At 52.8% G+C, this 15,171-nt stretch carries 12 protein-coding genes; 3 read left to right on the top strand and 9 right to left on the bottom strand.

The annotated features are described in order from the left end of the window. The 4 genes from ACUTSW_RS08025 to galU all read right to left on the bottom strand — a co-directional run bounded on the left by ACUTSW_RS08025 (position 1) and on the right by galU (position 3,864). Positions 1-435, bottom strand: coding sequence for an arsenate reductase/protein-tyrosine-phosphatase family protein (locus ACUTSW_RS08025; protein ID WP_062870276.1), 435 nt, complete (start codon positions 433-435; stop codon positions 1-3). Between the two features lie 9 nt (positions 436-444). Next, complete coding sequence (locus tag ACUTSW_RS08030; protein ID WP_062870274.1) at positions 445-1,581, bottom strand: polysaccharide export protein; 1,137 nt, start codon at positions 1,579-1,581, stop codon at positions 445-447. 449 nt (positions 1,582-2,030) lie between these two features. After that, on the bottom strand, positions 2,031-2,924 hold the full coding sequence (locus ACUTSW_RS08035) for a UTP--glucose-1-phosphate uridylyltransferase (protein WP_006324405.1): 894 nt from the start codon (positions 2,922-2,924) through the stop codon (positions 2,031-2,033). Positions 2,925-2,964: 40 nt separating this feature from the next. Continuing rightward, positions 2,965-3,864 (bottom strand): UTP--glucose-1-phosphate uridylyltransferase GalU, encoded by a 900-nt coding sequence (gene galU, locus ACUTSW_RS08040; protein WP_062870272.1) that lies wholly within the window; start codon positions 3,862-3,864, stop codon positions 2,965-2,967. 674 nt (positions 3,865-4,538) lie between these two features. On the opposite strand from galU, the gene ACUTSW_RS08045 reads away from it, so the two are divergent. Next, the gene (locus tag ACUTSW_RS08045; RefSeq protein WP_445584105.1) at positions 4,539-6,125 is read left to right on the top strand and encodes a TerC family protein; all 1,587 of its coding nucleotides are present in this window, start codon (positions 4,539-4,541) and stop codon (positions 6,123-6,125) included. Between the two features lie 28 nt (positions 6,126-6,153). On the opposite strand, the gene dcuC is transcribed toward ACUTSW_RS08045, so the two are convergent. The 4 genes from dcuC to udk form a co-directional block, all read right to left on the bottom strand. After that, complete coding sequence (gene dcuC / locus ACUTSW_RS08050) at positions 6,154-7,512, bottom strand: anaerobic C4-dicarboxylate transporter DcuC (protein ID WP_004942381.1); 1,359 nt, start codon at positions 7,510-7,512, stop codon at positions 6,154-6,156. A gap of 192 nt (positions 7,513-7,704) precedes the next feature. Further along, a complete protein-coding gene (gene asmA, locus ACUTSW_RS08055) occupies positions 7,705-9,537 on the bottom strand; it encodes an outer membrane assembly protein AsmA (RefSeq protein ID WP_445584106.1) in 1,833 nt (610 codons plus the stop codon). Positions 9,538-9,581: 44 nt separating this feature from the next. Beyond that, entirely contained in the window at positions 9,582-10,163 is a 582-nt protein-coding gene (gene dcd / locus ACUTSW_RS08060; RefSeq protein ID WP_004942378.1) for a dCTP deaminase, read from the bottom strand. A 126-nt stretch (positions 10,164-10,289) separates the two neighbouring features. Then, entirely contained in the window at positions 10,290-10,931 is a 642-nt protein-coding gene (gene udk / locus ACUTSW_RS08065; RefSeq protein WP_004942376.1) for a uridine kinase, read from the bottom strand. Positions 10,932-11,174: 243 nt separating this feature from the next. Here udk and ACUTSW_RS08070 point away from each other — a divergent pair, with 243 nt between their 5' ends. Beyond that, positions 11,175-11,804 carry a phosphatase PAP2 family protein gene (locus ACUTSW_RS08070; RefSeq protein ID WP_445584107.1) on the top strand — a complete coding sequence of 210 codons (630 nt, stop codon included), beginning with the start codon at positions 11,175-11,177 and terminating at the stop codon, positions 11,802-11,804. A 49-nt stretch (positions 11,805-11,853) separates the two neighbouring features. Here ACUTSW_RS08070 and apbC read toward each other — a convergent pair whose 3' ends face one another. Continuing rightward, entirely contained in the window at positions 11,854-12,966 is a 1,113-nt protein-coding gene (gene apbC / locus ACUTSW_RS08075; protein WP_445584108.1) for an iron-sulfur cluster carrier protein ApbC, read from the bottom strand. Between the two features lie 160 nt (positions 12,967-13,126). On the opposite strand from apbC, the gene metG reads away from it, so the two are divergent. Further along, complete coding sequence (metG, locus tag ACUTSW_RS08080) at positions 13,127-15,154, top strand: methionine--tRNA ligase (protein ID WP_041416842.1); 2,028 nt, start codon at positions 13,127-13,129, stop codon at positions 15,152-15,154. Positions 15,155-15,171: the final 17 nt, after the last annotated feature.

Consider the following 15,171-nt stretch of genomic DNA (forward strand, 5'->3'; position numbering starts at 1 on the left):
TTAACGATTTAACGCCTGCGCCCACTTTTCGGCGCCATCAGCAAGTAAGCGGTATACGAATTCAAAAGCCTCATGACTTTTACCATAGGGATCTGGAATTTCCCGCTGCCCAAGCCAATGGGCAAAAAGCATCGTTTTACCTCTGACTTCAGGGGCTAGACGGCATACAGCATCGATATGGCTTTTTTCCATGACCAAGATGAGCGAATACTCTCTGCACATCTCTCTGGTCAATTGCTTCGCAATGTGGCCATCAAGAGATAATTGATGTTCCTTTGCTACCTCTAATGCCGCTGTATCCGCAGGCTTACCCACAACTGCACCAACTCCTGCAGAAGTTATTTTCTTTCCGGGAACCAGTCGCTGTAATAGCCGCTCTCCTGTAGGAGAGCGGCAAATATTCCCTACGCAAACAACCAATATTGAATCAAACATCGTTCATTCCTATGGCCAGTTACGAATACGCAGTGTGCCTTCGGTAAGGTCATTGAAGCTGGAAATTGTCGGCGCCAACTGGCTGATCAAACGGTTCCAACGCACGATAGGCGCCGCTGTTACGTAAACAACGTCATAGGGTTGCAGTTGGAATTCTGCTCCCATAACCATCGCAGTAGCATCTGCCATATTAAGTTGGTATATGTCAGCTAACTTATTCCCCTGCGTGCCGTGGAGAGGGCGAATAACGAATACCCCTGTAGCATCTGCCGCAGTTTGGCTAATCCCTTCAGTATTTCCCAGCGCTTCGGTCAGCGTCATGCCGCTTCTGTCCATCTTCAGCGTGGCCGGCGCTTTTACTTCACCCATAACGAAAACTTTCAGATCGTCGTTACGCGGTACATAAAGAATGTCACCAGGATATAACAGCTGGTTTTGTGTAAGATCGCCATTTTGCATCAGCTTTTGCAACGATAAACGCTGCTCTTTGCCATTATGCGTTAAGACGATATTTCGCCAGTCTGCATTATCACTCAGACCACCAGCTGCGTTGATCGCGTCAAGCACTGTGAGAGGAACGTTAGTGATAGCTTGCTGACCTGACGTTTTAACTTCGCCGGTAATGTATGTTTTTTGAGAGCGGAAAGCGGCAATATTGACGTCAACTTGTGGGCTTTCAATATACTGTGCCAATCGATTCGATATTTCGGTACGAACCTGACTTGCCGTCTTCCCGGTAACCTTTACCTTGCCAATGTAAGGATAGAAAATCGTGCCATCCGATTGCACCCAGTTGCCCGTGTCGCTGGCGCTACGGTATTGCCCGGCAGGTGTGGTCAACTCAGGGTGATCCCAGACAGTAACGTTTAAGACATCACCTACGCCAATCCGATACTCATAACTACGCAGAGAAGCTTCCAACAGAGTATTGGGCTGTGCAACTACCTTGGCAGGGCGCAGTTTTTGGATTAATTTTGGGGTAACAGGATAGACGTTAACAAGATCGTCAATGTCGAAATTGCTATCTTCCTGTTTTACTGTATTTTTTCCCGAGGTACTTAAATGTTGACCTGGGAGAACCGTACAGCCACTGATTATACTGATTGATACCAATACCGATATCATTTTCAATTGTCGTTTTGCCATCGAGTTATCATCACTTTCAAAGTAAATGTATCCGCAAAGCTACCAAGCCAGCCCACCTTGGCTGCGTATTTGTAACCTTACCAAACTGCATTGTTACTTACCTGGAGTTAGGTATCTTCACCAAGACGGGCACCCTTCACAGATAGCTGAAATGTCGAACTGTTAAGCCACTGTTGAAGTTAAAAGAGTTAGTATGGCTTATTGTAAAAGTATGACTCTGTTGTCGATAAAGCCACATTATAAATGACTATTATAATCAATTGAGTCACAGTGGTGGATGTTCACAGAAATGTTGCCCTCTTGTGCAGTTACTACAACCAGTAACCTGATTGCCGCATTATTCCACAAGCCACCCGATACTAATATAAAAACATTTTTCCAGAATGGAGGCTGCCAGCGTAATGAAATATAGCCTTTTTACGCCTGCAGCCCAAGAGAATTGAGATCGTTCAAAACGCCAGCTTTTCTGCCCATTCGCGGAAAGCCTTGCCTTGAGTTGGGTGACGCAGGCCGTAGGTCACAAATGCCCGCAGATAACCCATTTTTTCTCCGCAGTTGAAGGATTCGCCTACCAGTTCCATCGCTTCTACAGGTTTGCTTTTCAGTAACTCTGCAATGGCATCTGTCAATTGAATGCGGCCCCAGGCACCGGGTTCGGTCTTTTCCAACAACGGCCAGATATCGGCAGACAAGACATAGCGCCCTACCGCCGAATAATTGGATTTAAACTGAACGTCACGACCCGGTTTTTCTATAATCGAGGTCATGCGGGAACTTTCACCGGGTTGCAAACTGTTGGTCTCGCATTCAACGACCGAGTAATCGTGCAGCACATGCTCATCAGCCGCCTGCACCAACACCTGGCTCAGCCCAGACTGTTCGAAGCGAGCAATCATGTGCGGCAGGTTATCTTTCTTAAGATCGGCCTTTGCGTCGTCAAGCAGCACATCCGGCAACAGCACGACAAACGGTGAGTCACCAACCAAAGGTTTGGCGCACAGCACCGCATGGCCCAGGCCCTTAGGTTGGCCCTGACGGATGTGCATCAACGTCACGCCTTTAGGCGTAATCGACTGTACCTCATCCAGCAGTTGGCGTTTTACACGAGCCTCAAGCATCGCTTCCAACTCAAAAGAGGTATCAAAATGGTTTTCGATCGCATTCTTGGAGGAATGAGTCACCAGAATGATTTCTTTAATCCCGGCAGCCACGCACTCATTGACAATGTATTGAATCAACGGCTTATCAACGATCGGCAACATCTCTTTGGGAATAGCCTTGGTTGCAGGCAACATGCGCATACCCAGGCCGGCAACAGGAATGACAGCTTTCAACTTGGTCATGGTAATCCTCTTTCTTGTGATCGCGTTTAAGCCGCAAAACTTATTTACTGTTCAATGTCTGCTTCAGCCATTGGGTAAAATCTTCACCTTCCGAAGCATGACGCAGGCCATATTGTACGAACGCTTTCATATAGCCCAACTTATCGCCGCAGTCGTGCGATTTGCCGCTCATATGGAAAGCTTCTACGGTTTCCTGCTCCATCAGGGCGGCAATCGCATCAGTAAGCTGAATTTCATCACCGGCACCCGGTAAGGTTTTCTCCAGCAAAGGCCAGATATCCGCAGACAACACATAACGACCAACTACCGCCAGATTGGAAGGGGCTTCCTCTCTTGTCGGCTTTTCGACCACAGCAGTCATTGGTGTACTTTCACCTGCAGCCAGCGCAGCACCGCCGCAATCTACAACACCGTATTTCGACACGTCTTGTTCCGGTACCGGTTCCACCATGATCTGGCTGAAGCCGGTATCAGCAAAACGCTGAATCATTTTGGCCAGGTTCTCTTTACGCAGATCGGCGGTAGAGTCATCCAGCAATACGTCCGGCAATAACACGATAAAAGGCTCATCGCCAACCATTGGCTTGGCGCAAAGTACCGCATGCCCCAGCCCTTTCGCCTGGCCCTGACGGACTTGCATTACTGTCACATCTGCCGGGCAGATAGTCTGTATTTCTTCCAGCAGTTGGCGTTTGACACGCGATTCCAATACAGCCTCAAGTTCAAAAGAGGTGTCGAAGTGGTTTTCAATTGCATTTTTGGACGAATGAGTGACCAGCACGATATCTTTGATCCCGGCAGCTACGCATTCATTCACAATGTACTGAATCAGTGGTTTATCGACCACAGGCAGCATTTCTTTAGGAATTGCTTTTGTTGCCGGCAACATACGGGTTCCCAGGCCTGCCACGGGAATCACAGCCTTCAATCTCTTTTGCATGTTTTTTATCCACAATCAAATAACTATAACGTAAACGTAGCCGAACCACCTTGCCTAAGAGAGTTACGAAGCACGGAGCGGAGATGGTTTAGACACGCTACCGCCCTTGGCTTTCAGCTACCAATACACTGTTATTAATTTTCCTGTCTGCCAGTCACTGTTTGCAGCAAGACCAACATCTGTACCCATCATTAAGTGATAATCAGGTCACATAAGAACAAAAAAATTACACCCTTATAACTAAACAATGATACTTGTAAACGTTTATGCGCCTAAGATTCTTATACTATTACTTTGTTGATACAAGCCTAAGATGCCTGTTGGCTATCCTTTTCAGAATAAGACTACTAAGGGCACATAATTGAACTGAGTGTAGCAGCCAAAAACTAATGCAACGATTTGATTTTAAAAAAATTATAATTATGATGTTTTTATGTCTACAACTTAGTCACAAGAATCTCTCCAACGTTTTGGCCCCCTTCTTCCTAATCACCACTATCCACCTCCTCCCTGGCTATCCGACCGATGATTTTTTATGCATTGTTCCGGCTTAAACTCGGCATGCAACAATTCCATCGCAGAACCAGCACAGTTTTAAAGTTGAATTTTCCCCGCCCAACACCCATCATTCCCTTACGGCATAAGCCGTCGAACTTACAGGTGAAATTGGGCGTATGGAATGGATCGCAGATCCAACAATTTGGGCCGGCCTGGCCACTTTGGTCGTGCTGGAAATCGTTCTGGGTATAGACAACCTTATCTTTATCGCCATTCTGGCGGAAAAACTACCAAAACAACAAAGAGATAAAGCTCGCGTCGTGGGTCTGTTGCTGGCCTTGCTGATGCGTCTGGCACTGCTCGCCTCTATTTCCTGGCTGGCGACGCTGACCAAACCGCTGTTTGTGGTCGCGGAGCACCCCTTCAGCGGCCGCGATCTCATTATGCTGGTCGGTGGTATATTCTTGCTGTTCAAAGCCACCATGGAGTTGAACGAGCGGCTGGAAGGCAAGGATGATGAGCAGCAAGGGCCGCGCAAAGGCGCCCGCTTCTGGCCCGTGGTGGCGCAAATCGTGGTATTGGACGCCGTCTTCTCTCTCGATTCGGTGATCACCGCCGTCGGCATGGTTGATCATCTGGCAGTAATGATGATTGCGGTCTGTATCGCTATCGGGCTGATGCTGCTGGCCAGCAAGCCGCTGACGCGATTCGTCAACGCCCACCCGACTATCGTCATTCTGTGTCTGAGTTTCCTGCTGATGATCGGCTTCAGCCTGGTTGCGGAAGGGTTCGGCTACCATATTCCCAAGGGCTATCTGTACGCAGCGATAGGCTTCTCCGTAATGATTGAAGCCTTAAACCAGCTGTCTCAGTTTAACCGTCGCCGTTTTCTGTCAAAGGTACGGCCACTGCGTGAACGAACCGCAGAAGCGGTGCTCCGTATGCTGAACGGCAAACATGAAGAAGCGGAGGTGGACAGCCACTCCGCCAACCTGCTGGCCGACAGTGCGAGCGAAAGCGGAGAGATATTCAACCAGCAGGAACGGCACATGATAGAACGCGTGTTGGGCATGGCGCAGCGTACCGTAAGCAGCATCATGACCTCTCGCCATGACGTGGAATACCTCGAGCTGAATGATCCGCAGGAAAAGCTGACCCAGTTGCTGGAAAAAAACCAGCATACGCGCATTGTGGTGGTCGAAAACAGCGCCAGCGATGAACCGCTTGGCGTCATCCATACCATTGATGTCCTGAAACAGCAGTTGACTCAGGTGCCGCTCGATTTACGTGCGTTGGTGCGTCAACCGTTGATTTTCCCGGAGCAATTAACGCTGCTCAGCGCACTGGAACAGTTCAGACAGGCGCAGACGCATTTCGCTTTTGTCGTCGATGAATTCGGTTCGGTCGAGGGGGTCGTTACCCTGACAGACGTGATGGAAACCATCGCCGGCAACCTGCCGGAGGCTGGCGAGGACGTTGATGCGCGGCACGACATTCAGCAAAACGAAGATGGCAGTTGGACCGCCAACGGCCATATGCCACTGGAAGACCTGGTGCTTTATCTGCCTTTGCAGCTGGAGGATAAGCGCGAATACCACACGATAGCCGGCTTGCTGATGGAACACAGCCAGCGCATTCCCCAGGAAGGTGAGCAATTGCAGATCGGTGACTACCTGTTTGAACCGCTGGAAGTCAGTAGCCACCGTATTTTGAAAGTGAGGATCACCCCGCTGTCGGTACCGGAGCCAGACTACGAGGTATAAATCGGTGCCGGGCGATGCCCGGCTACCTTTATAGATGCTGAGGCACCAGCAGTTCGGTTGCCACAATCACCACGATCAACCCGACAATCACCGGCACCGAAGTCCGTTTCACCACGTCGAACGGCGAGATTTTCGCCATGCCTGATACCGCCACCACCACACCGGAAACCGGCGACAAAGTGCGCCCCAGGTTTGAAGCCTGCAACATCGGGATCACCAGATAGGCCGGATTGACGCCCATCTGTGCAGCCAATTTGGGGATCAGCTCCACAAAAGCATAGAACGGCGCATTCCCCGAGCCGGTGGTCATTGCCGCCAGCATGGTAATCACCACCAGTACCAACATCATGATAATGCCGCCGGTACCGAAAGACTGCGCCAGACTGATTAACCCACTGATAAAGCCGAGGGTGCTCAATCCCTGAGCGAATACGCCGGCGGCCACCAACAGCATCACCACGCTGGCAAAAGCGTCTGCCATACCGCGATACGCGACTTCCAGACCGGTAAACACCTGTTTGGCGCTGAAACTACGCAGGAATTCAATCACCGCCGCCAGCAACATGCAGCCAACCAGCACCGTGATGATATGCAACTCCGGCCCCCATTTACCGTCAAAAACCAGCACGCCCAGGATCGGCGTGAACGGCAAAACCGCGTAGAAACCCGGAGCATGCGTGGTAATTTCACTCACATCCATAATGTGGTGCTGTTCGTTATTTTTCTTGTCGAGATAGCGTTGCCAAAAGAAATGCGCAATCGCCATACAAACAATTGCCGCAATCGAAATAGGTAAGGTGGTTTTAAAAGCGAAGTCCACCAAAGGCATTTCCGCCGCCTTGGCGGCCAGCACCACGTCACCGGACGTCGGCGCCAGAATAATCGCCGCGGGCGACGCGCAAATCGCTGCCGCAGCACCACGACTAATGCCGACGTTAACCATCAATGGGAACAGCGTAGCCATCAGCAATACGCCCAGGCCGGTGGCGGAAGAGACCGCCAGAGACATCAGGCAAGCGACGAAATAGGCCGCGACCATCAAAAGATACGGGGAATTGATCATCTGCAGCGGACGGGAAGCCAGCTTTACCACCACATCGTTGGCGCCAATGTGCGTCATATAAGCCGCAAATCCGCACAACATCATGATCATCATGCCAAGATCGCCACCGCGGCTCATCAGCAGAATTTTAACGTATTCGATGATGTCGGTGGTGCGCCATCCCGTAGACGCAGCGCCGGCAGGCAGCAGGTTTTTCCCCATTACGGCGCTTATAGCCAGCAACAGCAGGCCACCAACCATCAACACCCCGGTGGCGGAGTAGCCCTTGATAATATAGCGACCAACGGCAGCCGCAACGGCTGCACCAATAAGAAGTTCTATCATATTCCCTCAACTTGTTGTTTTTAACCGTGCTGAAGCCCAGAAGTCGCATAACTGCCCAATACTCTGCACAAACACAGCAGAAGTTGTCATGATTTCTATCAAAGTTACGGGAGGAAATGATTGGGAACGGCAAATGCTCTGCGGGGATCAAAGAAGGCGCGGGCCGCTGACCGACCCGCCTCTTACCTGGGGCTAAAGCTTATCGAGCAGCTTTTTAAGATCCTGACCTTCGCGCGAATCTTTGTTTTTATCGGCCCATTTGTTCAGCGCGTCCTTGGCCCGGTTTTGCAGCGTTTTACGTAATACCTGATCAACCTGCAATTGGTAGTTAAGCTGTTGCCAAGGGCCATAAACCCGCAGTGGAATTGGCGTTTTCTGCAGTTGCTCGATCAGTTCGCCACGCCCTTGCCAGCCGCCAGTCACCCGCACGTTAAGCACCATATCGCACTGTTTACCCGGCATATTCACCGTACCGCCACCGCTCAGATTCAACAGCGGGGAGTCCGCACTCAGTTCACTGATGTTTACCGTACCGCCGCTCAGGTTGGCTTTCGCCGAAAGCTGTTTCACTTCGGTAAAGCGCTGGTAATTATCCTGCCCGCGCACGCTGCTGTCGTTACGCGCCACCGCCTGCTGGATCAACTGCTGAATATTCAGTCCATGCAGTTGCGCGTCCTGCATCGCTAACTGCGCGGTTCCCTTCCACCGGTGTTCAAACGACTGCGAAGTCAGGCGATCACCCGTTAAATCCCCTTGCATGCTGAATTTGCCGGTCAACACCTGCGGCATTTCGAACGCCTTCAGAACGGCACCCAGCTCAACCTGCTTCAACACCGGTTGCACGGCGATCACCGGTCTGCCGCCACGCGCATCCAACGAACCCGGTAACGCAAAGTCCCCCCCAGCCAATTGGCCGGAGAGCGTATGCACCGTCAGCAAGCCCTGTTGGTTATCCGCTTGCAGCGCCAAATGGGCAATGTTCATGCCACGATAGGTCAGTTGATCAACGTTCAAATTAAGCTGCGCAGTAAAGTCTCGCAACACTTCCAGATTTTGTTGCGGATCTTCCGCTTGGTTAGCTATCACCGGCGCCGCAGTCACACTCACGGCTTGTTGCGTGCCCGAGCTGGATTGCCAGCCGGAAAGCGCATCCAAATTCAGTGCTGTCGATGTCAGATTCATTGCATAAACCGGCACCTCGCCGAATCTCACGCTGCCACTGCCAGAGAACTGACTGTCATTGGCGCTCAGAATCAATTGGCTTAGGGCAATTTGCTGCGGTGTTTGTTGATACGCCACCTGGGCGCTGCCATCACCTTTAATGCCGCCACCCAGAATATCAGCACCTTCCAGTTGATAATTGAACTGAGTGACCGTGGCCGCGATGCGCCGCGGGTATTGCTGCAGATCGATATCTGCCGCCATGCTGAAAGTCAGATCGCGCTGGTCGCGGTTAACCCGGCTGGAAAGCTCCATTTGCGCATGACGATTGGCATTTTGCTGCAAGACGAGGTTAATATCGCGAACGTTAATCTGCTCGTTATTGGCGCGCTGCCAAATCAGCAGGCTGTCCACAATCCGCAGATTATCGATATCAAATTTCCACGGGGTATCCAGGGTCTCTTCGGTCTCGCCCGCAGGTGCGATAGGTGCGTTCGGTTGATTTTGCTCTTCACTCTCGGGTGTCAGGCGAATGACGGCATTTTTCAGCATCACCTGTTTCACAAACAGCTGATGCGACAACAACGGCAAGAGTTTGACATCAAGGCGCATGTTATCCGCGCTCACCACCGGCGCTTTGGCTCCGGGTGCAGTCAAGGTCATGCGCCCGGCCAGAATGCTGAGCTGCGGCCAGATATGCCAGCGCAGCTCGCCGTCCAGCGTCAGATGATAACCGCTCTTTTGTTCGACCTTCGTGACCATATAGGCGCGAAAATCATTCGGATTAACCAACAGCACCAGCGCGGACATTCCCGCCACCAGCACAACCAGTAAAATCACCAAAGTCGTCAGTAATCTTCTCATGCCATCCTCTTGTCAACGCCACACCGACAGTGCTTCAAGCGCTGTTAGTCCTTGTCGATTCGACTGGCCACTGCACCCTGCTGATCGCGGTATTTTGCATCCTGCCGGCTGTTGTAAGGACGCGCCGCCGGCCCGGAAAGCGGTTCAAAGCTTAGAGCGCCAATCAACATGCCCGGGCGCAACGCCAGCGGCAACTTACCTGAATTATAGAACTCCAGAACAATCCGCCCCTGCCAGCCGGGATCGATACGGTGCGCGGTCACGTGAACCATCAGCCCCAGACGCGCCAATGAGGAACGGCCATCAAGCCAGCCTACAAGATCGCTGGGCAACGTGACCGACTCAAGCGTGACCGCCAGCGCCAGTTCGCCCGGGTGCAGGAAGAAGGCTTCGCCTTCCGGCAGCACTATCTCGTCACTCATCACGCGGTCCAGCGCCGCGCTGACTTCGTCTTTTGGTCCGCTGAGATCGATAAACGCGGCAGTATGGCCGCGAAACACGCGAAACTGATTGCCTAAACGGACATCCACTGTAGCCCCGTTAATACGCTCAATCGGCGGACGCGGTGAAATCACCAGTTTTTCACTATCCAGCCAGGCTTCTATATCACGGTCGCACAGTCTCATTTCTTTATCTCCATCAAGGCATGTCACTAAAACAAAAATTGCCACACAACGGACAAAAGGTCTACGCCACGGCGTAAATACTTGCCCGACGGCCGGAAACACAGGTTTCCCGGCCATTGAACGGCATTATTCAAAGAATTGGCTGATTTTAGCTTTTAGAATGTCGATCGCAATGCGGTTTTTGCCGCCACGCGGAACGATAATGTCGGCATATTGCTTGGAAGGTTCAATAAACTGCAGGAACATCGGACGAACGGTTTTCTGATATTGCGCCATGACCGAATCCATAGAACGTCCACGCTCATTGACGTCACGCTTCATGCGGCGCATCAGGCAAATATCCAGCGGCGTATCGACAAAGATCGAAAAGTTCATTTCCTGGCGCAGGCGGATATCCGTCAGCAACAGGATCCCCTCCAGAATAATCACCTTTTTCGGCTCGAGGTGGATAGTCTCTTTCTTGCGCGTATGTTCGGTGTAACTGTACAGCGGCAACTCTATCGCCTTGCCTGATTTCAGCATTTGCAGATGCTGGAACAGCAGGTTGTGATCCATGGCGCTCGGGTGATCGTAGTTAGTCTTGACCCGTTCTTCCATGGTCAGGTGCGTCTGGTCTTTGTAGTAACTGTCTTCAGGAATAACGCCGATATGTTCATCGCCAACCTGATCGCGAAGTTCACGATATAACGTGCTGGCAATAAGGCTTTTTCCGGAGGCAGATGCGCCAGCTATACCAATAATGACGCACTGATGCGGCTTGTCAGTCATAAAATTTAAAGACCTGATTTCGAAGTGTGAGGGAGGGAACTAAAACGCGACAATTATAGGGAGTTAGCCGGCATTGCGCCACCCTATATTGTCGCGGCAGGGCCGCTATCTCGGGTTATTTCGCCAAAATCGGCCTTAAGGTTTTAAGATTATTGCGTCTAGGGTAATCCGATGTGGCAGGGTAAACTCCGTAGCTTGTTCATTATCCTGCTGATGGGATGATGTATTTCACCGGAGACTGACGTGCTGGACTGGTATTTTCTGACCTTTTTTGGCGACAGCATGCTGCTGCTGCCCTGCTCGGTGATTCTTTTTATCATTCTGATTACGCCGCGAGCCACCCGAACAGCAGGCTGGCAATGGGCACTGATCTTCGGCTGTGCCGGCGGCTTGGTATGCGCATCCAAACTGGCCTTTATGGGCTGGGGTATCGGTATAGAACGTTATGATTTTACAGGATTTAGCGGCCACTCGGCGCTGGCAGCCAGTATCTGGCCGGTATTTCTCTGGACGCTGAGCGGTCGTTTCTCGCATGCGGTGCGCAGTCTGGCATTGGTCGTTGGCTACGTATTGCCTCTGACGATTGGCTTGTCGCGGTTAGCCATTCAGGTACATTCGCCTTCGGAAGTCATCAGCGGCCTGGCGTTAGGCTATCTGGCCAGCAGCCTGTTTCTGTGGTTACAGAGCCGCAAGGCACGCCCGCAGCTTTCCTGGTGGCAAATCGCCGGCGCGCTGGCTTTACCGATCGTTCTGATGGGACATCGACAACCGGCGCCCACCCAGGGTCTGCTGGAACACATAGCCACTGCCTTGGCGCATATCGATCACCCTTATACCCGCGCCGATTTACACCGGCTGCGAGTCACGCCATAAACAAAAACCCCGGACCTGCGCCGGGGTTTTGCTTTTTAATCTGCGAGGATTACAACGCGCGGAAAGAGATTTCCGTCGGAATGGCCTCGCCCTGCCAATACATCTGCGCCGCGACACGGCCGGCAAGCTGGCGATACAGTTCCGCAAATTCGCTGTCCGGACGGCTTATTACCGTCGGCGCGCCGCGATCCAAATCCTCGCGCAGCGAGATGTGCAACGGCAGTTGCCCCAGCAAGCGGCTGTTGTACTTTTTCACCAACTTTTCTGCCCCGCCAGTGCCGAAAATCGGCTCATGATGACCGCAGTTGCTGCAGATATGCACGCTCATGTTTTCCACAATACCGAGCACAGGCACATGGACTTTTTCGAACATCACAATGCCTTTGGCCGCGTCCAGCAGGGCGATATCCTGCGGTGTGGTCACCACCAGCGCGCCGGTAACCGGAATGTTCTGCGACAGCGTCAGTTGGATATCCCCGGTGCCCGGCGGCATATCCAGCACCAGATAATCCAGATCCGGCCACAGCGTGTCCTGCAGCAGTTGCATCAGCGCCTTGCTGGCCATCGGGCCGCGCCACACCATGGCGTTGTCCTCGGTCACCAGGTAACCAATGGAATTGGTCGCCAGACCGTGCGCCAGGATCGGCGCCATATGCTGGCCGTCCGGCGAGGTTGGCCGTTCATGCTCGGTGCCCAACATATTGGGGATCGACGGGCCATAGATGTCGGCGTCCAGAATGCCGACCTTCGCGCCTTCGGCAGCCAGCGCCAGTGCCAGGTTGACGGCGGTAGTGGATTTCCCCACCCCGCCCTTGCCGGAACTGATGGCGATGATATTGCGCACGCCCTTGATGCCGGCCTGATCGTTGGCGCGTTTCAGCGTGGCGATGTCATGCTTCAACTTCCAGTCGATCGCCTCTGCGCCGGTGACGCGCAGCAGTTCTGCACTCACGCCGTCTTTCAGCGTTTCAAAGGCACTCTGCCAGGCGAACGGCATGATCAATTCAATATGCAGTACGTGATCCAACAGCGTGCAGTGGTGAATAGCCTTCAACGCGGTCAGGTTGTTTTTTAACGTCGGGTGTTCAAAGGCGGCCAGTACACCGGTCACCAGGGCACGCAGAACTTCGGGGTTGGTCTGCTCGGGGGATTTTGCGCTCATCCCGGCTCCTTGATTTTGAATGGATAGCTTCCCGCTAAGCATATCAGAACTGCAGGTCCGCTGGCGTGTGTCTGTAGAAAGAAACCGCCCTAGCCGTAGAGGGCGCGATCGGGTAACATCGAAGACCCTTTTTATTCATTACAGAAAGCAAGTTCTCACTATGGCTCAAGTCGCGAAAAAATTATTGGTGACGTGCGCGCTACCGTACGCAAATGGTTCCATCCATCTCGGCCACATGCTCGAGCACATCCAGGCGGATATCTGGGTTCGTTACCAACGAATGCGCGGCCACGAGGTTCATTTCATCTGTGCGGACGACGCGCACGGCACGCCGATCATGCTGAAAGCTCAGCAGTTGGGCATCAAGCCGGAAGAAATGATTGCGGAAATGAGCCAGGAGCACCAACAGGATTTCGCCGGTTTTGGCATCAGCTATGATAACTATCACTCCACCCATAGCGATGAAAACCGTGAACTCTCGAGCCTGATATACGGCCGTCTGAAAGAGAACGGTTTTATCAAGAACCGGACTATTTCCCAGTTGTACGATCCGGAAAAAGGCATGTTCCTGCCTGACCGATTCGTAAAAGGCACCTGTCCGAAATGCAAATCGCCGGACCAATACGGCGACAACTGCGAAGTGTGCGGCGCGACCTACAGCCCGACCGAGCTTATCGATCCGAAATCCGTTGTTTCCGGCGCCACGCCGATCTTGCGTGATTCGGAGCACTTCTTCTTTGATCTGCCTTCGTTCAGCGAAATGCTGCAGGCCTGGACCCGTTCCGGCGCGCTGCAAGAGCAGGTAGCGAACAAGATGCAAGAGTGGTTTGAGTCGGGTCTGCAACAGTGGGATATTTCCCGCGACGCGCCCTATTTCGGCTTTGAGATCCCGGACGCACCAGGCAAATACTTCTACGTCTGGCTGGATGCGCCAATCGGCTATATGGGCTCATTCAAGAACCTGTGCGACAAACGCGGCGATCTGGACTTCGACGAGTTCTGGCGCAAAGACTCCAGCACCGAGCTGTATCACTTCATCGGCAAAGACATCGTTTATTTCCACAGCCTGTTCTGGCCGGCGATGCTGGAAGGCAGTAACTTCCGCAAACCGACCAACCTGTTCGTACACGGCTATGTGACGGTTAACGGCGCCAAGATGTCCAAATCCCGCGGCACCTTTATCAAGGCCGGCACCTACCTGCAACATCTGGATGCCGACTGCCTGCGTTACTACTACGCCGCCAAGCTGTCCTCGCGTATCGACGACATCGACCTGAATCTGGAAGATTTCGTGCAACGTGTGAACGCCGATATCGTGAACAAGGTAGTTAACCTGGCTTCGCGCAACGCCGGCTTTATCAGCAAGCGTTTTGGCGGCCAACTGGCCGATAACCTGGCCGATCCTGCGCTGTACCAAACCTTCGTTGACGCGGCAGGAAGCATCGCCGAGGCCTACGCCAGCCGTGAGTCCGGCCGAGCAATCCGCGAAATCATGGCGCTGGCCGATCTGGCCAACCGTTATGTGGATGAGCAGGCACCTTGGGTCGTCGCGAAGCAAGAAGGCCGCGATGCCGATTTGCAAGCCATCTGCTCGATGGGCATCAACCTGTTCCGCGTACTGATGACCTACCTCAAGCCGGTGCTGCCATCGCTGACGGAACGTACCGAAGCCTTCCTCAACTGCGAACTGACCTGGGATGCGATCCAGCAGCCGCTGCTGGGCCACCAGGTCAATGCGTTCAAAGCCCTGTTCAACCGTATCGACCTGGACAAGGTGAATGAAATGGTCAGCGCTTCAAAAGAAGACATGGCAGCGGCTAAAGTGGTCAGCGGCCCGCTGGCTGAAGATCCGATTCAGGAAACCATCACCTTTGACGATTTCGCCAAAGTTGATATGCGCATCGCCTTGATCAAGAGCGCCGACTTTGTCGAAGGCTCTGACAAACTGCTGAAACTGCAGTTGGATCTGGGCGGCGAGTCTCGTCAGATCTTCTCCGGCATCCGTTCCGCCTACCCTGATCCGAAAGCGCTCGAAGGCCGCCTGACCATCATGGTCGCCAACCTTGCGCCGCGCAAAATGCGTTTCGGCATCTCTGAAGGCATGGTGATGGCTGCCGGCCCAGGCGGCAAAGAGATCTTCCTGCTCAGCCCGGACAGCGGTGCTCAGCCAGGAATGCAGGTGAAGTAACCGTCGTTTCCGTTGCC

This window comes from Serratia sp. TSA_198.1 (assembly GCF_052686505.1).